16 protein-coding genes are annotated in these 23,377 nt (G+C 43.5%); 10 read left to right on the top strand and 6 right to left on the bottom strand.

The window, feature by feature from the left end:
• Positions 1 to 137 precede the first annotated feature (137 nt).
• Positions 138 to 1,886 carry a signal peptide peptidase SppA gene (gene sppA, locus ACFS6H_RS08335; protein ID WP_386097163.1) on the top strand — a complete coding sequence of 583 codons (1,749 nt, stop codon included), beginning with the start codon at positions 138 to 140 and terminating at the stop codon, positions 1,884 to 1,886.
• On the opposite strand, the gene ACFS6H_RS08330 is transcribed toward sppA, so the two are convergent.
• Both ACFS6H_RS08330 and glmS read right to left on the bottom strand, forming a co-directional pair.
• Positions 1,887 to 4,109: a DUF4954 family protein gene (locus tag ACFS6H_RS08330; RefSeq protein WP_386097161.1), complete on the bottom strand. Its 2,223-nt coding sequence runs from the start codon at positions 4,107 to 4,109 to the stop codon at positions 1,887 to 1,889.
• A 136-nt stretch (positions 4,110 to 4,245) separates the two neighbouring features.
• Positions 4,246 to 6,081 carry a glutamine--fructose-6-phosphate transaminase (isomerizing) gene (glmS, locus tag ACFS6H_RS08325; RefSeq protein ID WP_386097159.1) on the bottom strand — a complete coding sequence of 612 codons (1,836 nt, stop codon included), beginning with the start codon at positions 6,079 to 6,081 and terminating at the stop codon, positions 4,246 to 4,248.
• A gap of 438 nt (positions 6,082 to 6,519) precedes the next feature.
• Here glmS and pheT point away from each other — a divergent pair, with 438 nt between their 5' ends.
• Positions 6,520 to 8,946, top strand: coding sequence for a phenylalanine--tRNA ligase subunit beta (gene pheT / locus ACFS6H_RS08320; RefSeq protein ID WP_386097157.1), 2,427 nt, complete (start codon positions 6,520 to 6,522; stop codon positions 8,944 to 8,946).
• Positions 8,947 to 9,030: 84 nt separating this feature from the next.
• Positions 9,031 to 9,318, top strand: coding sequence for a hypothetical protein (locus tag ACFS6H_RS08315; protein WP_386097155.1), 288 nt, complete (start codon positions 9,031 to 9,033; stop codon positions 9,316 to 9,318).
• Positions 9,319 to 9,321: 3 nt separating this feature from the next.
• Here the strand turns inward: ACFS6H_RS08315 and ACFS6H_RS08310 are convergent, their stop codons facing one another.
• Positions 9,322 to 9,576 carry a hypothetical protein gene (locus tag ACFS6H_RS08310; protein WP_386097153.1) on the bottom strand — a complete coding sequence of 85 codons (255 nt, stop codon included), beginning with the start codon at positions 9,574 to 9,576 and terminating at the stop codon, positions 9,322 to 9,324.
• Positions 9,577 to 9,685: 109 nt separating this feature from the next.
• On the opposite strand from ACFS6H_RS08310, the gene ACFS6H_RS08305 reads away from it, so the two are divergent.
• Entirely contained in the window at positions 9,686 to 9,982 is a 297-nt protein-coding gene (locus ACFS6H_RS08305; protein WP_386097151.1) for a cell division protein ZapA, read from the top strand.
• 90 nt (positions 9,983 to 10,072) lie between these two features.
• On the opposite strand, the gene ACFS6H_RS08300 is transcribed toward ACFS6H_RS08305, so the two are convergent.
• Positions 10,073 to 13,048: a TonB-dependent receptor domain-containing protein gene (locus ACFS6H_RS08300; protein WP_386097149.1), complete on the bottom strand. Its 2,976-nt coding sequence runs from the start codon at positions 13,046 to 13,048 to the stop codon at positions 10,073 to 10,075.
• Between the two features lie 147 nt (positions 13,049 to 13,195).
• Here ACFS6H_RS08300 and ACFS6H_RS08295 point away from each other — a divergent pair, with 147 nt between their 5' ends.
• From ACFS6H_RS08295 to ACFS6H_RS08275, 5 genes are all read left to right on the top strand, one after another.
• Positions 13,196 to 14,122 carry a phosphoribosylaminoimidazolesuccinocarboxamide synthase gene (locus ACFS6H_RS08295; RefSeq protein ID WP_386097147.1) on the top strand — a complete coding sequence of 309 codons (927 nt, stop codon included), beginning with the start codon at positions 13,196 to 13,198 and terminating at the stop codon, positions 14,120 to 14,122.
• A gap of 558 nt (positions 14,123 to 14,680) precedes the next feature.
• On the top strand, positions 14,681 to 15,010 hold the full coding sequence (locus ACFS6H_RS08290; RefSeq protein ID WP_386097145.1) for an ArsR/SmtB family transcription factor: 330 nt from the start codon (positions 14,681 to 14,683) through the stop codon (positions 15,008 to 15,010).
• A gap of 54 nt (positions 15,011 to 15,064) precedes the next feature.
• Complete coding sequence (locus tag ACFS6H_RS08285; protein ID WP_386097143.1) at positions 15,065 to 15,523, top strand: DUF6428 family protein; 459 nt, start codon at positions 15,065 to 15,067, stop codon at positions 15,521 to 15,523.
• A complete protein-coding gene (locus ACFS6H_RS08280; protein WP_386097141.1) occupies positions 15,504 to 15,650 on the top strand; it encodes a hypothetical protein in 147 nt (48 codons plus the stop codon). The genes ACFS6H_RS08285 and ACFS6H_RS08280 overlap by 20 nt, the downstream gene beginning before the upstream one ends.
• Before the next feature lie 9 nt (positions 15,651 to 15,659).
• Positions 15,660 to 16,088: an arsenate reductase ArsC gene (locus ACFS6H_RS08275; RefSeq protein WP_386097139.1), complete on the top strand. Its 429-nt coding sequence runs from the start codon at positions 15,660 to 15,662 to the stop codon at positions 16,086 to 16,088.
• A 91-nt stretch (positions 16,089 to 16,179) separates the two neighbouring features.
• Here ACFS6H_RS08275 and ACFS6H_RS08270 read toward each other — a convergent pair whose 3' ends face one another.
• Entirely contained in the window at positions 16,180 to 16,650 is a 471-nt protein-coding gene (locus ACFS6H_RS08270) for a hypothetical protein (protein ID WP_386097137.1), read from the bottom strand.
• Positions 16,651 to 17,116: 466 nt separating this feature from the next.
• Here ACFS6H_RS08270 and ACFS6H_RS08265 point away from each other — a divergent pair, with 466 nt between their 5' ends.
• Positions 17,117 to 21,856 carry a translocation/assembly module TamB domain-containing protein gene (locus ACFS6H_RS08265; RefSeq protein WP_386097135.1) on the top strand — a complete coding sequence of 1,580 codons (4,740 nt, stop codon included), beginning with the start codon at positions 17,117 to 17,119 and terminating at the stop codon, positions 21,854 to 21,856.
• Here ACFS6H_RS08265 and ACFS6H_RS08260 read toward each other — a convergent pair.
• Positions 21,849 to 23,366: a PAS domain-containing protein gene (locus tag ACFS6H_RS08260; RefSeq protein WP_386097134.1), complete on the bottom strand. Its 1,518-nt coding sequence runs from the start codon at positions 23,364 to 23,366 to the stop codon at positions 21,849 to 21,851. The two genes, ACFS6H_RS08265 and ACFS6H_RS08260, sit on opposite strands and share 8 nt — an antisense overlap.
• Between the last annotated feature and the right edge of the window lie 11 nt (positions 23,367 to 23,377).

The following is a 23,377-nucleotide window of genomic DNA, read 5'->3' as shown; positions in this document are numbered from 1 at the left end:
CCTGTTATCATGGCTTAAGCGCCAAATATCATTATTTTTGGAGGTGAACCCAAAAAATTGACCGTTTTCTAAAAAATTGAATCAATCACTATTGCTGCACCAACTGTTAATAGTGTATTGCATATTAAACCTGACTCATGCGTAGCTTTTTTAAAATATTCTTTGCCACTTTTCTGGCATTGCTGGTATTCTCGGTTTTATCGATATTTTTCTTTATTGCATTTATTGGTGGTGTAGCCAGTAAAAAAATACCCAAGACACCTACCAATGCCGTACTGGTGATTGACCTCAGTAAACAATTCAATGAACAGTCAAGGGAGAATTTCTTTGCCTCTTTAAATTCCGGTGACAGCGAAACACCCGGCTTATATGACCTGGTAAGGCTGATTAGGAATGCCAAGTCCGATAAAAACATCGGCGGCATTTATTTAATGGCCAATAATAACCCAAACGGCTTTGCAGCCAGCGATGAAATAAGAAGCGCCTTAAACGATTTTAAAACCAGCGGCAAATTCATTTATGCATATGGCAGTGTAATGACACAGAAAGCCTACTATATTGCCAATGTTGCCGACTCGGTATTCTTAAACCCCATTGGTATGCTGGACTGGTCGGGCATGCAGGTAGAATATACTTTTTTAAAAGGCACCCTGGATAAACTGGGCATTGAGCCGCAGATATTTTACGCCGGTAAATTTAAAAGCGCTACCGAGCCATTACGCCTGGATAAAATGTCGCCGGAGAATAAATTGCAGACATCAGTTTGGTTAAACGACCTGTATACTCATTTCCTGGAGAATACCGCTGCCGCCCGTAAAACCGATACTGCTACCCTGCGCCAGCTGGCCAATACAGCTGCTATACAATTTGCCAAAGATGCCGTAACGCATAAACTGGTAGATGGTTTACGTTATGATGATGAATTAAAAGATGCCATCAAACGCCGCTTGAACGTTGACAAGTATGAGAAGCTGAGTACTGTGACGATCAACAGTTATTTTGCGGCCAATAATTATGTACAGGGCGGTGGTGAAAAGATTGCCCTTATTTATGCCGAAGGTGATATTGTTGATGGCAAAAGCGAAGAAGGTACTATCGGTGATATTACCTATGTAAGCCTGATCCGTAAAGCCCGTTTGGATAAAAGTATTAAAGCCGTAGTATTCCGTATTAATTCCGGTGGTGGCAGTGTACTGGCCAGTGAAAATATCTGGCGCGAACTATCCATTACTAAAAAAGAAAAACCTGTAGTGGTAAGTTTTGGTGATGTATCGGCATCAGGTGGTTATTATGTTTCCTGTGATGCTGACAGCATCTTTGCCCTCCCTTCTACCATTACCGGCTCTATCGGTGTATTTGGTATTGTACCTAACCTGTCCAACTTTTTTAAAGGTAAACTGGGCATTACTTTCGATGAGGTAAAAACGGGCCCTTATGCCGGCGGCTTAACCATTACCCGTCCTATGACCGATGCAGAAAAACGTTTACAGCAAACACAGATAGAAGTGATCTACGCACAGTTTAAACAACGTGTGGCTAATGGACGTAAGATGGATACCGCTGCGGTGGAAGAAATAGCCCAGGGCCGTGTTTGGACCGGTAAAAGAGCCCTGGAAATAGGCCTTATTGATCGCTTTGGCGGTATTGAAGATGCCATTAAAAGTGCTGCCGCACTGGCTAAATTAGAAAGTTATCATGTTGCCGAATATCCCGGTAAGATGAACTTCCTGGATAAATTATTCGGCCGTAACGAAGCCGACCTGTATACCCAGACATTGAAAAAAGAATTAGGCGCCGAACAGTTCCGGTTGTTTGAAGAAATGCAGAAGATCAACCGCATCACCGGCCACCAGGCAAAAATGCCTTTCCGTTTTACCGTGCAATAGTTATTTCTTTTTAACAGGTGTTTGTAACAGCAGCTGGCGCAGATCGCCTATCTCCTGTTCAAATACCTGCTGCACCGTTTTCTGTTCATTAATAAAACTATTGTCGCTTAGTTTACCGATCACTTTTTCCATCTCCTGTTCGGTTTCGTAAACCATTTTCCTGAAAGGACTCTGGTAGTCCTTTGCACGGGAAGCATAAATTTTTTCTACCATCCAGCGGCGTGTGGCTATCGCTTCGTCCAGTAAATTATTGATGACCGCCGGTGTACAATTTGTTTCATCCAGCTGTAACAGGTTGGCCAGGGTTGCAAATGCCTGTTGCTCTTTTTGTAAGGGATAATTAGTTTCCTGTTCGGTATAAGCTTTATGTAAAGCGGACCAGCTATCGATAACGCCGCTCTTAATTTGTTTTACCCAATTTTTAACTACACTTTCAGGCAATAACTGTCCTCCCACATTTATCCAGTCACCCGGTTGTTTGGTACTCAGCAGGGTTTTGATCAATTGTTTACCGCTCTTTATCCTTCCCTCCTTTACAGCAGATTTAAAAGCGAGTACCGCATTGTATACAATCAGCTGTTTAAAGATAACATAGGCTTCGGCTACTTTTATGACCTCTACGGGACGGCTGCTGTTTTCAAAGCCTTCGGCCAGCACCGTTAATTGCTTTACACTTTCCGGTTTCTTTTGTAATATTTTCCTGCCCTGTTCAATACAGTTTTCAACAGTGGCGGTTTTATTTTTTTGCGCATAAAATGCCTTGCCTGTCAGTTGTTCCAGCAGGGTAATGGCCTTTGCAATTTCACCCACCGTATCGGGAGCTAAAAAATCATATTCCAATTGCTGCGCCTTTACTACCCTTTTATCACGGGCAGAGTATTTGCCTTCATTACGGGCCAGGGCATACATATTGTACATGAACCAGTAAGCCGGCATCACCACCAGTTTATTATGGGTAACATCATTACTGATGAGTGAAAAAGGAACCGGGATATTTAATTCAGCCGGGAAATCGCCCTTGGCCAGTAAGGTAAAAGCTGCAAACATGGAATTATGTTTCAGACTTACACAAAGCCCCGGCCAGAAGCCACGCCCGGCTATCAGTTCGCCATCTGCCCCCCGTGAATTATGGTTTGACCCGATAGTGGCTCCAGCAGCCATATTGGTTTGTCCCATTAAAGTAGCGGCACATAAAAATGAATTATTATGATGCTGCTCATGCGCAGGGAAAATAAGTGAGTTCAGCACTTCGCAACAGGAGATGGTAGAGTTATCGCCCAGGTAGGAGTTAATCAGCCTTGCTCCATATTTCAACTGCGAAAAAGAGCCCATAATAAAACGCACGGCTTTTACACCATAGAAAGACCGGCAACCATACCCTATAATACCGTTTACCATTTCACAGCCCTCCCCTATTTGCGACTTGGCATTGGGAGCTGAATTAATAGTCAGGTTCTTTAATTTATTAGCGCCTTTTATATAGGCATCTGTTCCAATTTTTACATCTTTTACAATGGCCGTATTTTTTATCACCGTCCTGTCACCGATAGTGCCATAATACCCCCTTTCGCTGCCATGGTCTTTTTCCGTAAAAGCTTTGAATTTATCCATCAGGGCCGCATCATCGCGGTACCGGGTCCACAACCAGGCATCGCCGGGTAACATACCTTCAAAAGGCATTACACTGCGGCCGGCATTTTCGTTACAAAGCTCCAGCCATATACGTACCGATTCCTTCTCACCTTTTTTAATCACACCGTTACCAAATTTACTCCGGTTGCTGGTGATAAGCTCGCTGATATTGGTCAATATAACATCGTTACCAATGATATAATGACTTAAATACAGTACCTGGTCAATGGCAACATTATCCCCAATATCGCTGCTGATAATAGTACTGTTGTATAAACCCACCGGTATTTCCAGGTCGCTGAAACTGAGGATCAGCGGCTCCAGGTTACCAATACGTACCAGGCCATAAAACCGGCAGTTTTTAATGAGGGATACGTCACAGCCCGGCGCTACCAGCACATGCGACCAGTTACCCGACACATTGCCGTTGGCCTGTAATACAGCTATTTGTTTAGCCGTTACTTTTTTATAATCCGATCTTGTATTTTGAACGAAACGTAAGTAATACTCGTCTTTACCCTTTGGTAACTGATCTCCGCTTATAAAATTATAGCCGTAGTCTTTTACACTTTTTTTTGTAATGGTATTCATTCACAACAGTTAAAGTAGATGCAGTTTAAAGATGGGTTGCGATAATAATGCCAAACCTTACTAAAAAAGTGGCGCCGTAACATTGCAGTTACAGCGCCCTCATTAGCAAGCAGTCGTGATTGTATGGCAAAAAAATTTATTCAACAGTTACACTTTTAGCCAGGTTACGGGGTTTGTCCACATCCAGGCCTTTGGCAACACCAATATAATAAGCCAGTAATTGTAAAGGCACTACACTTAATAAAGGTGCTACAATTTCATCCGCTTCAGGTATCACCATTACATCCTGTGATAAAGAAGCAGAATGCTCGTCCCCTTCGGTAATAACAGAGATCACCTGGCCTTTACGGGCCTTAATCTCCTGCATATTGCTTACAATTTTTTCATGGTAAGCATCCCGGGTAGCAATAAATACTACCGGCAGGTTTTCATCAACCAGGGCAATAGGACCATGTTTCATTTCTGCCGCAGGGTAACCCTCCGCATGTATATAGGATATCTCCTTCAGCTTTAAAGCCCCTTCCAGTGCCACGGCAAAATTGTAGCCGCGACCCAGGTATAAAAAGTCCCTGGCATCCTTATACTTTTCCGCAATTTTTTTAATATGCTCATGGTGGTTTAACACCCAGGCTACTTTCTCAGGCACTTCATTCAGCTCGTTCAGTAACTGGCGGTAACGTGCTTCGTTAATAGTACCCTTCATATACCCCACTTTCAACGCGATCATGGTCAATACCGCCAGCTGGCCGGTAAAGGCCTTGGTACTGGCTACACCAATTTCGGGGCCGGCATGGGTATAAGCGCCTGCATGCGAGATACGGGCAATGGAAGATCCTACCACATTTACTACGCCCAGTATGATCGCTCCTTTTTCTTTCGCCGTTTCAATGGCCACCAGCGTATCGGCCGTTTCGCCACTTTGCGAAATGGCTATTATAATATCTCCTTTATTGATCACCGGGTTACGGTACCGGAACTCCGATGCATATTCCACTTCCACATTTATGCGGCACAGCTCTTCAAAAATATATTCTGCTACAAGGCCGGAATGCCAGCTGGTACCGCATGCCACCATAATGATACGGTTGGCCTGCATGATCTGCTCGGCATATTGTTGTACGCCACTCATCGTGATGGTTCCTGCTACTGCATCCAGGCGTCCGCGTAAACAATCGTAAATCGTTTGTGGCTGTTCAAATATCTCTTTCAGCATAAAGTGATCGTAACCACCTTTTTCAATCGCAGCCAGTTCAATATCCAGCTTTTGTACATAGGGAGTAAGCTTTTCGTTCCCCAGGTTTTTTAATATCAGTTCATCCGGCTTAATAATAGCCAGTTCATAATCGTTTACATATACCACTTCCTTGGTGTACTCCAGCATAGGTGAAGCATCCGACCCTAAAAAATGTTCGCCCTTACCTACACCAATTACCAGGGGACTGCCTTTACGGGCAGCGATGATGGTATCCGGGTTATCCTCGTCCAGTAACAAAATAACATAAGCGCCTACTACCCGCTTCAGGGCAATACGGATAGCTTCTTCCAGTGAACAGTCGTTATTGATCTTGATTTCTTCAATAAAATTCAGGAGTACTTCCGTATCGGTATCGCTTTTAAAAGTGTAGCCCTTTTTAACCAGTTCGCCTTTCAGCTGCGCATAGTTTTCAATAATACCGTTATGTATCATGGCCAATTTACCACTGGCCGATTGATGAGGGTGGGCATTGCGGTCATTGGGTTCACCGTGGGTAGCCCAGCGGGTATGCCCGATACCAACATGTGCATGAAGGTTTTTACCAACCACCGACTCTTCCAGCTCAGCTACTTTTCCTTTTTTCTTATACACATTCAGGCCGCCGTTCTGTAACGCCACGCCCGAACTATCGTAACCACGGTATTCCAGTCTTTTTAAACCTTTGATAATAACGGGATATGCCTCTCTCGGTCCTGTATAGCCTACTATTCCGCACATATTTTTTGCGTGTTTTTGCAACAAATATATAAACTCTTTACGCAAACGATTGAAAAAACTGTAAAACTTTGCAAGCCCTGCTCCGACGGTAAATGAGGTATACTTGTGAAAAAATTTAAAAAGTCAGGGGGATTTGGGAATTAAAAGAGAAGGTATAAGCTGTAAGACGAAAGGTAAAGGCAGAAACGGGACTTTGAAGTAGAAATATCTTCCTCTAGAACTTTTGAACCTTTGAACTCCCTGAACTTCAGCAACCTCCCAATAACCTTATACCTTACACCTTATACCTTACACCTCTCCCCAACCACTTGAACTCTTGAACTTTTGAACCTTTGAACTCCCGGTCCCCACCTTAAACTTTAAACCCTAAACCTTAAACCCTCTTCCTAATCCTTCCTCTCTTTCCGTATCTTCGCAGCCGAAAATTTATATAGAACAATGACCATATCGTATAAATGGCTGAGTGAATACCTGCCTGTAGTTGTAGATACCGAACGTCTTAGTCGCATTTTAACCTCTATCGGGCTGGAAGTAGAGCACATGGAAGATTTTGAGGAGGTAAAAGGCGGGCTTAAGGGCCTGGTGATAGGCCATGTATTAAGTACTGAGAAACACCCCAATGCAGATAAACTTACCCTGACCAAAGTAGATATTGGTACAGATACACCTTTACATATTGTTTGCGGCGCTCCCAATGTAGCCGCCGGTCAAAAAGTGGTGGTTGCCCCTGTAGGAGCTACGATCTACCCTACTACCGGTGATCCTTTGACCATGAAGCTGGCCAAGATCCGTGGCGAGGAAAGCCAGGGCATGATCTGCGCCGAGGATGAACTGGGCTTAGGTACTTCACATGCCGGTATTATGGTTTTGCCCGAAGAACTGAAACCCGGTATGCCGGCAGCAGATTATTTCCAGCCTTATACCGATACCATTTACGAAATAGGTTTAACACCCAACCGTATGGATGCCATGAGTCATTGGGGTGTTGCCCGTGATGTATGTGCTTACTTATCGCACCACGATAAAAAAGAGCTGCGTGCCAAAATACCCAACAGCAATGGATTTAAAGCCGATAACCAGGACCTGAAGATCGAGGTGGTAGTAGAAAATATTACAGCCTGTCCACGCTATAGTGGTATCAGCCTCAGTGGTATTACCGTAGCGCCTTCGCCCAAATGGTTGCAGGAAAAACTAAAAGCCATTGGTCAGAGGCCAATTAATAATATAGTAGATATTACCAACTATATACAACACGAAACAGGTCAACCTTTACATGCTTTTGATGCCGATAAAATTGCCGGCAAAAAAGTGATCGTTAAAAACCTGGCAGCTGATACCCCATTTGTTACACTGGATACTAAAGAAAGAAAACTGCATGCCGATGACCTGATGATCTGTGATGAGAACGGCGGCATGTGTATTGCCGGTGTATTTGGCGGTTTGAACAGCGGTGTAACCGATGCCACACAAAATATATTTTTAGAGAGTGCTTTCTTCGATGGCATTACCATCCGTAAAACATCGTTCAGGCATGGCCTGCGTACCGATGCCGCCAGCCGTTTTGAAAAAGGTACCGATATTTCGGCTACTGTTAATGTATTAAAGCGTGCTGCTTTATTAATTAAAGAAATTGCCGGGGGTACCATCAGCTCCGATATTGTGGATATTTATCCTGAAGTGCCGGAGAAAAAAGAAGTGGCCATTAAATACCATTTTTTGAAAAAACTGAGTGGTAAAAACTACCACCCGGATTCCGTGAAAGGTATTTTAACCAGCCTTGGTTTCGAGATCATTAAGGAAGGTATTGATGAATTAAGAATAGCTGTGCCATATCATAAACCTGATATTTCCTTACCGGCCGATATCGTGGAAGAGATATTGCGTATTGATGGCCTGGATAATGTAGAGATACCCAACAGCATTACCATTACACCATCGGTAGAAGAGAATTATGCGCAGGAAAAATTCAAAGAGAAAGTAGCCGATTATTTAGTAGGACTGGGATATCATGAAATACTGACCAACTCCATTACCAACGAATCTTTCTTCAGTGCCGAAGAGCTGGCCGATTCGGTAAAAATGCTGAACAGTTTAAGTGCCGAGCTGAACATCCTGCGTCCCTCTATGCTGGAAACCGGTTTGCAGGTGGTAACCCATAACTTAAACCGTAAGAACAACCAGTTACGCTTTTTTGAGTTTGGTAAAACCTATAAAAAACTGGAGGACAGTCAATACCAGGAGACAGAACAACTTTGTTTATATATTACCGGCGCCCAGAATAATGACAGCTGGCGTATTAAGCCCGGTAATACCGACTTCTATGTATTAAAAGGTGTGGTACAAAGGCTTGCCCAGGTACTGGGTATTAAAGCCCTGGATTTTGAAACCTGGGAGCACAATAAATTTGATAACGGTTTACAGGCCCTCGTAAATAAGGAAAGTCTGGTACAGCTGGCTGCGGTAAATGCTGCTACCCTGTCGGCTTTTTCTATTAAACAGCCTGTTTATTATGCCTGCATTAACTGGAAACTGGCTTCTGCCATTGCCGTAAACACCAAGGTGGAGTTTGTAGAAATACCAAAGTATCCATCGGTTCAGCGCGACCTGGCACTGGTAGTACCCCGCAGTTTGAACTATGGCGATATTGAAAAATCGGTTAAAAATATCAGGCTCAACAAACTGAGCTCTTTTGAATTGTTTGATGTTTACGAAGGCGACAAACTGGGCAACGATAAAAAATCGATGGCCGTTAGCTTCACCTTCCTCGATACCGAAAAAACATTAACCGATAAGGAGATCGACGGCTGGATGAATAAAATAATGACCAATTTGGAGAAGGAATTACAGGCGGAAATAAGGAAATAAGATTGAAGGTATAAGGTGAAAGGCTGAGGGACTGTGGCGTAAGGTCACAAATAAATACATTAACTTTAGTGGTAACTAAACACTATGGCATTAAGCGAAGAACAGGCTAAACGGATTTTGGAGAAGCTGCAGCAAATGCTGAAAGTGAATGCCTCCCTGCGCAGGGAAAAGGAGTTACTGGAAAACGAGATAAGCCAGCACAAAAATAAACTGGTACAGGCCCAGGAAGCCATTGGCCGGTTGGAGCAACAGGTGGAGTTGTTAAAGTTTACAGGTACCCCCATGACGGACGAGGAGAAAAAACAATTTGAACGCCGCATTAATACCTACCTGAAAGAAATAGATAAATGTATTGCCTACCTGGAAGGATAATGATCAAACTCTTTTTACAAGGGGCAATTTTACTTCATCATCACCTTGTGTAAGCTCAAGGGTATAGCGGCCATAAGGCAAATCGTTTAAACCGGACCAGGTTATTTTTTCAGTTACCTGCGACAGCTTTCTTTCCAGGCTGCTGCAAATACTGCCGGTATCATCTTTAAGCACGGCTTTAAAAAAATTACCGGCAATACCGGAACATTCCAGTTGTAATGCGTCAATAAATGTTGGCGACTTGATTTTTGCGAACATAAACACTCATATTTTGGTTTGTCAAGGTCTTCATCTGGTAGGTAGTTAAGTAGCGGATTTCGAACAGATTAGCAGAAAAAGGAAACAATATATATAATATTTTTAAAATATGCAAGCAAAGGACGAATTAATTGCCGTAAACGTGGTAATTGCCGACAGGACCTACCGGCTTAAATTAAAGCCTTCCGATGAAGAAAAAGTGCGGCATACTACCAAGCTGGTGAATGAAAAGTTACTGGAATTTAAAAGCCAGTTTGCCGGCAAGGACATGCAGGATTATATTGCCATGGTGTTGATATGGATAGCCACCGAAGGCGCCAATACCGAGGCTAACGTGGAAATAGCCAATGTACAGCAACGCCTGAATAAAATGGAACAATTGCTGGATGAAGCCCTGGGCGAATGACTTGCACTGTATAAAAAATTACACAACCATAAAAAAAGAGCGGCCATTTGTAAAACAAATGGCCGCTTCTTGATACAGTAACAAAGGAAATTATAAATTAAAGCCGTAGCTAACATAGTACAGGCCGCCTACATACGGGCTACCAAAGCCGGTACGGTAGTAGTTGTTACCAATATTGGTACCACCTATACGGAAAGTGCTTTTGGTTTTTGGTACCTTGTACGTTACCTGTGCATCAACCCAGGTAAAATAAGGTAAGGTACCGCTTACAAATGTGCCTTCGTAATAGTTATTACCCTGGTATTTTACCACCACGTTAAAGCCTACGTTTTTGTAAAAATTCTCGTTGCGTAAACCAATATTGAAACGGTATTTTGGTGCATTAAAGAAAGATACATAATCTTCCGGCAGATCACCGATTACGTCAGAATACACGTTACCGTAAATAAAATAGCTTTTACCAAATTTATACTCGGCGCCAATACCCCAGCCTGTTACATTAATGTTTTGAGAGGAGTTTTGGGTATATGAAATATTGGTAGTAGTTAAAGGATTAAACAGTTCGGCCTCGTTACCTGTTTTTGTCTGCCCCAGGGCTACTGCACCCAACATGTTTTTATACTGGCTGTAATAAGCATAGGCATCGATTAATAAACGGCCGCCTAATACGCCTTTATAACCAATTTCGTAAGAGTTAACGGTCTCCGGTTTCACTTCCCTGTACTCTGCTCTTTCCAGTAAACCGGTATTGCCGGCACTGCCGCTGTTACGGTAAGCTAAAATACTTTCAGCTGTATAACCGGGTAAGGTTGAGTTTAATTTGTAGTAAGACTGGAACTCAGGTAAACAACCGATCAACGTACCCGAACCGGTAATTAAACTGATATACTGGTTCTGGTTGGTTGGGAAACGGTAAGCGGTCTGGTAGGATACACGCACATTGTTATCCTTAGCCACTTTAAACACGCCGGTTACACGGGGAGTGAAACGGCCATCAAAATTGGTCTGTTTATCAAAACGGCCCGAAGCAGTTACGGTTAAGAACTCGTCAAAGAAAGATTTTTTGATCTGCAGGTAACCACCGGTCTCGTTAATTTTTAAAATACCTAAGGTATCAGCAAACAGGGTTCCTTTTGAATTCATTACAAACTGGCGCCATTGTACACCGGCAATAATTTCTACTTTATCGCTAAAGTTAAAGGCGTCTGAAATATTCAATTGTCCTTCTGCCGCATACAGGTCCGATTTATCTAAGAACAAAGCTCCACCATCCACAATAGGTGTGGCCATTACTTTTGCTTTAGCCGCGTCAAAAGCAGGCGTACCGGGTACTAAACGTCCCTGGTCGGCGGCTGCACGTGCATTGGCGTGGGCGGTAATATCGCTGATGGCTGCACCACCCTGGCGACGGTTTTCTGAGAAGGTAGCCACATACTGGGTAAACCAGGTATTGTTGGCTTTCCAGCTATCATTAATATAAGCACCTAACGCTGTAGCATTGTATGAGGCACCGGCATCTTCCTGTGTGGTATAGCCACGTACCATCCATGATTTACCTTTAAACTCCAGTTTATGCTGCGACATCTTTAAGTTTCTTAAAGAATAACGGTCTGCACCAGTATATACTGTAGTACCGGTACCAAAATAAGTATGCCAGGAAGCTTCAATATCAGGAGTGATTTTATAATGTAAGCTGCCATTCAGTTTTACGTTCAGGGTATTATAATCCACCAGGTCTCTTTCGTTATAACCGGTACGTGATACATTCTGGTTGGAAATGGTACCGTTATTAATACCTAAGTTAATGGGTACAAAGCCTTGTATGGCGGCCAGGTAAGCAGCACGCTGCTCAGCAGTGGTAGAACCTACTACCTGGGGCGATGCGAGGAAGGTTTGTACATTCCCCAGGAAAGCGCCTATCTGTGCCTGTGAAGGATTATTACCTAAAAAGCCGTTGGCAACGGCTGCCAGGTTAGTGGTTGCGCCACCGCTGGCTGCATTGGCAAATGCTAAGGATAGCGGGTTGCTTCTTACCGTATTGCTGAACACGTTGGCAAACGCTAACATATTAGCACTGGCCTCATCACCATAAATATTTACACCGTTAAAGTTAGGGTCGTTACCACGGTTACCACCTGTTACTTTACTCAATACACCAATCTGTTGTTTATTGCGGTAATCATCGGCCTGCCAGTCCTGTGCACTTACCATAGAGGCCGAAATTTTAAAGGCAAACTTGTCGTTAAAGGCTTTTGCCCAGCGTAATGACCAGTCATAATAAGGCGCCGGATCCCTTTGCTTGCCATCCACATGGTTTACACCCTGTTTAATATTAAAGCTTAAGCCCTGGTATTTAAAAGGGTTTTTACTGTTAATCAGTAAAGTACCGTTAATACCGCCCGAGCCATATAAAGCCGATGAGGCACCGGCCAGTAACTCTACGTTATCAACATCAAGTTCGTTGGGGCCAATGATATTACCTACGGCAAAATTTAAACCGGGTGCCTGGTTATCCATACCATCCACCAACTGGTTCAGCTTGGTATTACCACTGCTTACAAAGCCACGGGTGGTTACCGTACGGAAAGTTAAGCTGGCAGTATGCATATCCACCCCTTTCAGGTTGGCAATGGCATCGTAATAGTTTGGTGCTGCCACGTTGCGGATGGTGCTGTTGCTCATACGCTCCACCGTTACCGGCGATTCCAGTATACGCTGCGGCGTTCTGTTGGCCGATACCACTACTTCCTGTCCCATTAAAGGGTTAGGCTTAAAACTCACTTCTACCGATGCACTAGCATTCGATACCGTGGTTTCGTAGCTATCGTATCCTACTGATGAAAACACCAGTGTTACGGGCAGCTTGGCAACTTTTAAAGTGAAATTTCCATCCTGGTCGGTAAATGTACCCTGGGTGGTTCCTTTTACGGTAACAGATACGGCGGGAACAACTTCGCCCGTGGTATTATTTTTAACCGTACCACTAACGCTGGTTTGTGCAAAAGTGGTTAAAGAAAAGAGGCAGGCAGCAATCATGACTACCAATAGGCAAGCACTTTTTCTCATATAATGGCAGATTTGGTTTTAATTCGAATGGAAAAATAAGGAATGTAAGGTTGAATTGAAAATTTTATTTCCATAAAAAGAATAAAATGTTGAAATCTTCATTAACGCATAACTTACTTATTATCATTCCCTTCATAATTTCGATTTATGAACGAGTTTAACTTTCCCCAGCAAACCGCCTTTTACCGTGGTAAAGTGCGTGATGTATACACCATAGCCCCCGACCTGCTGGTGATGCAGGCTTCGGACCGTATTTCGGCCTTCGATGTTATTTTACCCCGCCCCATCCCTTACAAAGGACAGGTATTGAACCAGGTAGCGGCCTATATGCTGCAGGCTACGGCCCAGATTTGTCCCAACTGGTTACTCAGTACCCCGGCGCCAACCACCTCCATCGGCAAACGTTGCGAACCCATTAAAATTGAAATGGTTATCCGTGGCAACCTTACCGGCCATGCCTGGCGTACCTATGCCAGCGGCAAACGTGTACTGTGCGGCGCGGTATTACCCGAGGGTATGAAGGAGAACGACTATTTCCCCACTCCCATCATTACGCCCTCTACCAAGGCCAGCGAAGGACACGATGAGGATATTGCACCCGAAGACATTTTAAAACAGGGACTGGTATCCGAGCAGGACTGGAATACCCTCGTAACCTATACCCGTGCTTTATTTGAAAAAGGCAAGGAGCTGGCTAAAAAACAGGGACTGATACTGGTTGATACCAAATACGAATTCGGTAAAATTGGCGATACCATTTACCTGATGGATGAAATTCATACCCCCGACAGCTCCCGTTATTTTTATGCCGATGGTTTTGAAGAACGCCAGGCAAAAGGTGAAAAGCAAAAACAGCTGAGCAAAGAGTTTGTACGTGAGTGGTTAATAGCCAACAACTTTATGGGCAAGGATGGCCAGACCGTTCCGCACATGAGCGATGAATGGATCGACACCATCTCCAAACGATACATTGAACTATATGAGCAGGTGATCGGGCAAAAATTTGTTCCTGAGCAACTGTCACAGGAGGAAACCTTTGCCCGCACCAAAGCAGCACTGGAAACCCTATTGTAATTTCTTAACAGGGACTGTAGCACGAACCATCTATGGTCCCTGTTTTTAAATTTATGATTTTTTGATTTAGGAAATAGGATTTATACAGATCCGAGATCTCTGATCTAAGATTTTTTGATCTTATGTTCATATAAAGGTATATCTCTTTCCGCTACAGCTAATCTTCCACGTTATCAACCTTTCCCGTCACCCCGACGCAGGAGGGGCTCCCGCAACCACTGGCAACCAAAAACACAAGTTAACACTCCCACATACACGACTAAGATCTTACTTCAAAGATCCGAGATCTTAGATTCCCTTAAATCCTAAATCCTACATCACTACCCATCACCCCGACGCAGGAGAGGCCTCCCAAAACACAGGAAACCCAAATACAAGTCAACACTCCCACATACACGACTTAAATCTTACTTCACATATCTGAGATCTTAGATTCCAAAATCGTAAATCAAAAAATCCTAAATCCTACATCTACTCTCTCTATTAAATCTCATAGTCTTGTTAAAAACAATTTGTTATTCAAAACAATCATCGTAATATTGCGATACAAACAAAACAATGGGTGTAACCAGATCAGATATATTTACCAACAAACAAAACCACCTGGCGGCCATATTTAAAGCCCTGGCCCACCCTGCCCGTATTGCCATTCTGCAGCATATTATTAAACAAAATGCCTGTATCTGTAACGACCTGGTGCAGGAACTGGGACTAGCCCAGGCCACCATATCGCAGCATTTAAAAGAGCTGAAAAATACGGGCATCATTAAAGGCAATATTGAAGGCACCAGTGTTTGTTACTGTATTGATGAAAAAGTATGGCTGCAGTTTAAAAAAGAGCTGAACGTATTTTTTACCGAAAACATTACCGCCAATAAGTGCTGTTGATTTTTTTTGTTTCAATTAATCGCAATATTGCGTTATAACAATAAATGAATAAATATGATACTCTCCCAATTAAAAGCAATACTACCTTCCCTCAACAATGTGGTGTTTGAGCTGCCCGATAACAGCTTAGTACCCGAACATTTTCATGTAACCGAAGTAGGCCTGGTAAACCGGGATTTTATCGATTGTGGTGGCACCATCCGGCAGGAGCAGGTGGTTAATTTCCAGCTATGGAATGCCGATAATCACGAACACCGGTTAAAGCCGCAAAAATTGCTGAACATTATCCGCCTGTCCGAAACAAAACTGGGCATACCCGACCTGGAGATTGAAGTAGAATACCAAAGCAATACCATCGGCCGGTATAACCTGCATTTTAACGGCGAACATTTTGTACTGCAAAATAAAACCACGGCCTGCCTGGCCCAGGATGCCTGCGGTATACCAGCCAAACCAAAAACCAGTTTAACTGATCTGAAAACTACATCCTGCTGTGGCAACGGTACCTGCTGATAAACCAAATACCTGGGCACGTTACCGTAAGCCCGTTATTATTACCACGGCGGTGATAGTATTGCAGCTCCTCTTCGGGTTCGATCCTAAGTTCTGCATCATCAATATCATCTGGTTACTCGTATAAACTTAAAAAATGGAAAACAAAACAATCCTGGTGCTCTGCACCGGTAACAGTTGCCGCAGCCAGATGGCCGAAGCCTACCTGCGGCATTTTGCCAATAGCAAAGCCATCATTTACAGTGCCGGCGTAGAAACCCATGGCCTTAACCCCGGCGCCGTGGCCACCATGCTGGAAGATGGCATCGATATATCGCACCATACTTCCAACAATGTGCAGGAGTACCGGCATATTCCTTTCGATTATGTCATTACCGTATGCGACCATGCCAAAGAACGTTGCCCCGTTTTCCCCGGTAAGGCACAACAGTTTCACCACAACTTTCCCGACCCTGCCAAAGCCACCGGTAGCGACGATGAAATAAAAGAACAGTTCCGGCAAACCCGTGATCTGATTAAAGATTATTGCCGGGATTTTGTACAGCGCTACCTGTTATACCTGTGAGGTTTTTTATACCTGTAAGGTTTATGAAACCTTACAGGTATAAAAAAGCGGCACATTGCTGTGCCGCTCCACTTATCATGTATCAATCCTCTTAAGGTTTTGCGTTCAATACATTTTTGTCTGCTTTCATGATCATTTTTTTACTGCTGCTACCGCTGTCTTTACTCAGGGTTTTATCGGTACCGTTTACACCATAGTAACCGCAATAGTAGTCAATGGCATCCTGGGCATCAAAATAGTCCAGCCAGTACTCAATAATATTACCACGCATTAAACTGCGGTCGGAGTAATTATATATATCTCGGCTGCCGGTGTTACTGAAGTTACCGTATAGTATATCACCTTCAAATGGCATATACCCGTCGCCGGAGCGTATCACTGTATAACCCCTGAAGGTTTCCACCACATAGTAGGAACAGGCGCCGCTGCTGTACACCACCACACCTCTTTCCTTGCTTAACCAATAGCTTTCATCAAAGTACTGGTCTGATCTTTTAACACAGCTGGCCAGCAGCACAACAACTGTCATAAACAAAGCTGATAAAGTAAAAATTCGTTTCATGTTACATGGTTTTAATCAGTGAAAAAATCCGGGCTCACTATTTTTCGTTTCTGTATATAAGACCGTGAACAGGTTGCAAAAGTTACGCTAACAGTTGTTAAAGTATATTGGCTAAACGGCCGTTTTTAGCAAAAAAAATCTTAAAGAACCGGACTTTTATTCACCGCTATACAACCAGGACTTCTTTTTAACAATAAACACCAGTTGCCGCCTGTTTACCCAACCCCTGCTATCACCATTCATGGACTGTACACACCACTTAACCCACCCAATATTAAAACTTAGTTAAACGCCTGTATTCCTTTATCGTTAAATTTGTAATTAGCCCCGTATTCGACTAATTTTACGGGCAAAAACCTATCTGAAACGGCTAAAGAAAATAGCAAAATGGACGCTCCTATCAATTATACTATTAATAGTAGCTGTATGGTTATTAATACAAACGCCGTTTGTACAAAACTGGCTGGTGCAGCAAGTTACCGCCCGCCTGTCAAAAGATCTTAATACCGAGGTCTCTATTAAACGGGTTGATTTTTCCCTTTTCAATAAAATGCATTTATTGAATACACTGGTACTGGACCGGCAAAAAGATACGATCCTCTCTGCCGGCGAAGTAACCGTACGCATTACCGATTGGTTTTTCCTGAAAAAGAATATCGAGCTTAAATATATCGGCCTTAAAAACGCCGTGGTTAAACTGCAGCGTGATACCGACTCCGTATGGCGGCACCAGTTTTTAATTGATTATTTCTCCTCCCCGCCCAGTACCAAACCCAGGAAAAAAAGCAGCCTGTCCCTGGCCATCAAACAGCTGGATTGTCAGAATGTATTGTTCTGGCAGCATGATGCCTGGGTTGGCCAGGATATGAAAATTCATTTTGTCCTGCTTAACGCAGATGCCCGGGTAACCGATTTTGATAAAAAACGGGTGGTGGTCGAAAGTATCAATACCGATAAGCCGGTAGTAAGCCTTTCCGTTTATAAAGGCAATAAACCGGTAAGTCCCCGTGTAGTTAGCAACACCCCCGCAACACCGCAACAACTGGAATGGAATAAAGGCGACTGGTCCATTGAAATTGGACAGGTAAACCTCACCAACGGTACTTTTAAAAACGATAACCTCAGCATACCCGAAGGCCCTGCCGGTGTGTTTGACGGGCAGCATATTGCTTTTAACGATATTGATCTTACGATGAAGAATGTACGGTGGCAGAAAGATACCATTAGTACACAGCTTACCCTAAGCACCAGGGAGAAAAGCGGCTTTGAAGTAAAACAGCTTACCGCATCGGCCAAGGTAACGCCACGTGAAATGAGCTTTGCCAACCTGCTCATTAAAACCAATAACAGCACCATCGGCAATTATTACAGCATGCGTTACGACCAGTTCAACGACATGAGCGATTTTATTAACAAGATAACCCTTGTAGGCGATTTTGAAAATACGGTGGTGGACAGTGATGATATTGCTTATTTTGCCCCGTCCCTGGCCGACTGGAACAGGCGTATTAATTTATCGGGCAGGTTCAGCGGACCTGTATCTAATTTAAGTGGTCGTGACTTTTTAATAGAAGCCGGCAATAATACACGTCTTAAAGGTCATATAAGCCTGGTAGGTCTACCTGATATTGAACAAACCTTTATCGATTTCAGCGCCGAGGATTTTAAGACCACTTATACGGAAGCAGCCACTTTTGTGCCGCAGATCAAAAAACTAAAAAAGCCTGATCTGTCAGAGCTGCAGTATGTACATTTCACCGGCAACTTTACCGGCTTTATCCGCGACTTTGTAACCTTTGGTACCATTAAAACCGCCCTTGGTACGGTTAAAACAGATATCAACATGAAACTGGCCAAAGGCCGCGACCCTGTTTATTCGGGCACCCTGGTAACAGATAATTTTATGCTGGGTAAGTTTTTACACGAACCTTTATTGGGCGCTATTGCCCTTAACAGCTCCTTAAAAGGCAGCGGTACCCAGGAGAAAAGACGTATTGCCGAGTTTAAAGGCGATGTAAAGTTCATAGATTTTAACGGCTACCGTTACCAGAACATTCATTTAAACGGTCACCTGAATAAAAACGAGTTTGATGGTATTGCATCGGTTAACGATGAAAATGTGAAACTTACCCTTAACGGGCTTATCAATATTAATGATACCCTGCCGGTATTTAATTTTATTGCCGACGTACAGGAAGCCAATATAAAGAACCTGAAACTGGCCGACGAACAAATTGCTTTTACCGGTAAGGTAAATGCCAATTTCTCCGGCAAAACCATCGACGACTTTTTAGGCGTTGCCAATATTACCGATGCAAGTTTAACACATGATGAACTGCAATTACCTTTCGATTCGCTGACCCTCTCCTCCGCCTTTGTGGACGGGAAAAAAATATTAAGTGTACATACCAACGAACTTAAAGCCAGTGTTACCGGTAATTATACCATCCGCGAACTACCCGATGCCTTTAAAACCTTTTTAAATAATTATTACCCGGCCTATATAGCCGCACCCAGACTAAGCGGTATTAACGAACAACTGCATTTTACCATTGAAACAGGTTATATTGATGATTACCTGCGCCTGTTCACCAAAAAGATCAGCGGCTTTAACCACAGCACCATCAATGGTTCCTTAAACACCATCGACAATAGTTTAACGCTTAAAGCCAATGTACCGCAGTTTAAATACCTTACTTATAATTTTGATAATGTAAACCTGGAAGGTGCGGGTGGCTTAGATACCCTGAAAGTAAACGGCAGTGCTTCCAATATCATGATCGGCGATAGCCTGAATGTCCCCTTAGCTACTTTTGATATCACCGCCTTTCACGATACCTCCTATGTAAATATTCTTACGGGGGCCAACCAGGGTATCGACCAGGCAAAGATCAGTGCCGCGGTATTAACCTATTATAACGGGGTACGTATTGAAATGAACCCGTCCAACCTGGTGGTAAATGGTAAAACCTGGACCATTGATGAGAACGGTGAACTGGAGTTCCGGAAAAATGCACCCGCCATTGGTGAACTGCGTTTAAGAGAGAACAACCAGGAGATCGTGATCAAAACCCTGCCCTCCGAAATTGGGGAATGGAATGATGTAAGTGTAAAACTCAGCAAAGTAAACCTGGGCGACTTAGGTCCTTTTATTATGCCGCACAACCGGCTCGAAGGCCTGGCATCGGGTGATGTATTAATAGAAAACCCTTTTAACGACCTGCGCATCATCAGCAATAATTTTAAAGGCGAGTATGTTCGGCTGGATAATGATTCCATTGGTGAAGTGAACGCTTCTGTTATTTACGAAAATAAAACGGGCGAGCTTTTTGTGAATGGGCAAAATGCCAACCCCGATCACGGTATTGCTTTTGACATGCATTTGTTTTTGCAGGATAAAGCCAGCCAGCAAAAAAACGTGATTGACCTGACGGCAAAAACCTTCCACCTGAAATACCTGGAACGCTTCCTGGGTACATTGTTCAGCGATATGAACGGTTATATTACCGGTAAGTTCAGCATCAAAGGACCGTTTGATAATTTAGATGTAACGGGTAAAGGACGTTTATCTGAAGCTGGCCTGAAGGTAAAGTTCACCCAATGTTATTACCAGATCGATGACCGGGATATAGAACTGAAATCAGGTGAGATCAACTTAGACGGCATTACCTTAAAAGATCCCGTAAGCAATAACCCGGTGTATTTAAACGGTAGTATTATGCACAGCGGCTTTAAGAATATGTTCTTTGACCTTTCCGTGTCTACCCGTAAGCCCGGCACTCAATCTGCCGACAATAACCGGCCTATTTTATTATTAAATACTACCTATAACGATAATAAACAGTTTTACGGCAAAGTAAGAGGTACGGGATCATTTACCTTATCCGGCCAGGAGTCGGATATGTATATGAAAATAGATGCCATTGCTTCTACCACGGATAGCAGTTCTGTTACCATACCATCCTCCAACAGCAAGGCCTCCGGCATGGCTGACTTTTTAGTAGAAAGAAAGTTTGGTAGAGAAATGGTAGACTCCAATTTTGCCAAAGGCAATGGTAATATTGTGTACGATGTAGATATCACGGCCAACAACATGGTGAGCGTGCGGGTGGTACTGGACGATTTTACCGGTGATGAGATCAAGGGAAGAGGCTCGGGAACATTAAATATCCGCAGCGGCTCGGCCGAGCCTTTGGCTATTCGTGGTAAATTCAATATTGAAGAGGGTGATTACCTGTTCACCTTCCAGTCCTTCTTTAAAAAACCATTTGAGTTAAGAAAAGGAGGCGATAGTTATATTACCTGGAGCGGCGACCCCATGAATGCACAGATAAAATTTGAGGCCCAGTATAAAGCGGAACGGGTAAGTTTTGCGCCCCTGGTAACAGGTTTAAATCTTAACCAAACCTACTCCGACAGGCGTGAGAACGTATATGTATATGCCGACCTTACCGGGCAGCTGTTTGATCCGCAATTTAAATTCAGCCTGGGCTTTGAACCAAACAGTAGCTTTAAGAATGATTTTTCCGTGGTATCAGCCATCCAGCAAATGGAGAACGATCCCAACCAGATCAATAAACAGGTTACCTACCTTATTGTATTTAACAGCTTTGCCCCACCCGAAACCGGTCAGGCCGGAAGCGCCGGTTTAGGCAGTGCTATTAACGAATTTACCTATAGCACCATCACCAGTATATCGGGTATTATTTTTAACGAGATCAATAAAAAGCTGAACAGTGAGTTATCAAAGATCCTGAAAACGGATAAGGTAAGTCTTAATTTCAGCGGTTCGGTATACAACTATAATCGTGATCTATTGGGCGGACAACAGGGCGGAGGTTTTAATATTAACCAGAGTAATTTTAACCTGAATATACCTATCTCCTTATTTAAAGACAGGTTAGTGGTTACCTTAGGCAATACCCTGGACGTACCCTTACAGGCCAGCTTGCAACAAACCATACAATATCTGCCCGATGTAACGGCGGAGTGGCTCATCAACCAGAGCGGTACTATCCGGGTAAGTTTCTTCTACCGCGAAAACCTCGATTACCTGACCAATAATAACCGTAATAAACGGTCCGGCGCCAGCATCTCCTACCGTAAAGAGTTTGATAACCTGGGCGAGTTTTTAAGACGCAACAGTAAAAAGAAAAAAAAGGAGCCGGAGCCAAAACCGGCCGGGCAGCCTGGCAAAACTAATTAGCACTTGCCAGGGGTACGGTAACGGTGATCATGGTCCCTTTACCCGGGCTGCTTTCTACAGTAAAGATACCACCCATCGTTAAGGCCCTTTCCCGCATACCTACTATCCCCATTGTTTTGGTATTTTTTAGTTCCTGCAGGTCCATACCAATACCGTCATCAACAATCGTAAGTATTAGTGCGTTGTCCTTTTCATGAAGGGATACGGCAACACTGCCGGCATTGGCATGCCGGGCTATATTAGTGAGTGATTCCTGCACGATCCTGAATAAAGAAGTTTTGGTATTCTCGGACAGGTCGGGTTCGTGCATATTGGCAGAAAACTTTACCTGTATACCCAACTTTAAACCCACTTCTTTTATATGCCACTCCAGTGCGGCTATCAGCCCCAGGTCGTCCAGTAAACTGGGTCTTAGTTCTGCCGAAATTCTCCTGATGGATTTAATAGAATCATTCAGCATCTCATCCAGGTTGTTCAGGCGCTGTTTAATATCATCATCCACCGGCTGCAGTTTACTCGCCAGCCAGGCTACCTGTATTTTCATTACAGTTATCTGCTGCCCCAGCTCGTCGTGCATTTCCCGGGCAATTTTCTTTTTATTCTCTTCCCGTACGTACAGTACATGTTCACTCAGCTCCCTGATCTCTTTGTAAGATAAGGCCAGCTCTTCCTCCACTATTTTTAACCGGGTAATATCCATCATGGAGCCTATCATACGCTGGGGTTTTCCCTGTTTGTTCTTTACTACATAGCCCCTGTCGTATATAGAAACGTAGCTGCCGTTTTGTTTTCTGAACCGGTATTCATAAGCCCATTGGTCAACACCTTGCTCCAGCGCATCTCTCAGACTGGCCTCTACTGCTGCATGATCATCGGGATGCAAAGCATTCAGCCAGAAGTCCATGTCATACAAACTTTCACTCTGCACATATCCCAGGTGTGTATAAAAATTATTATTCCACAATACATGACCCGTTGCAATATCAAGGTCCCAGATAATATCATTGGTAGCTTTTAATACCATATGGTGGAACTCTTTTTCCTTTATCAGGTTACGCAATACATAATCATCATAGGCGCTCATTTCCTTTTCAGTATTCGTATGCCTTTTACTGGATGTTAAAATCCACTTGTTTTTAGGCATGGCAACGGGAGGCTCCTCCACGGGTGCCGGTGTCATATTCAGTAACAAACTGCCTACCAGGGGAATAATATGAATATTGAAAACCACTTGGCCTATCAGTTTCAACTGTTCGTCCGGCAGATAGGGTTCTGTAATTGTATAAGTGCTTAAAAAATAATGAACCTCTTCATATTTGAGCGAGAAAATAGCGGGCAGGTCCAGGTTTTGCAGATCGGCCTGGTCAATATGGAAAGCCCTGCGGGCAGCTTTATTCAGGTAAATGATACCCAGGTTATGGGTAACAAGTATAACAGGTTGGGGGGCATTATCAAATGCCTCATTTAAATAATTAAAACAAGTTGCAGCTACACCATTTTGCTTTGACATTAAGGATAATT

It is taken from the genome of Terrimonas rubra (genome assembly GCF_042686025.1).
GTDB lineage: Bacteria > Bacteroidota > Bacteroidia > Chitinophagales > Chitinophagaceae > Terrimonas > Terrimonas rubra.
This window is presented reverse-complemented; position numbering and strand designations above follow the sequence as displayed.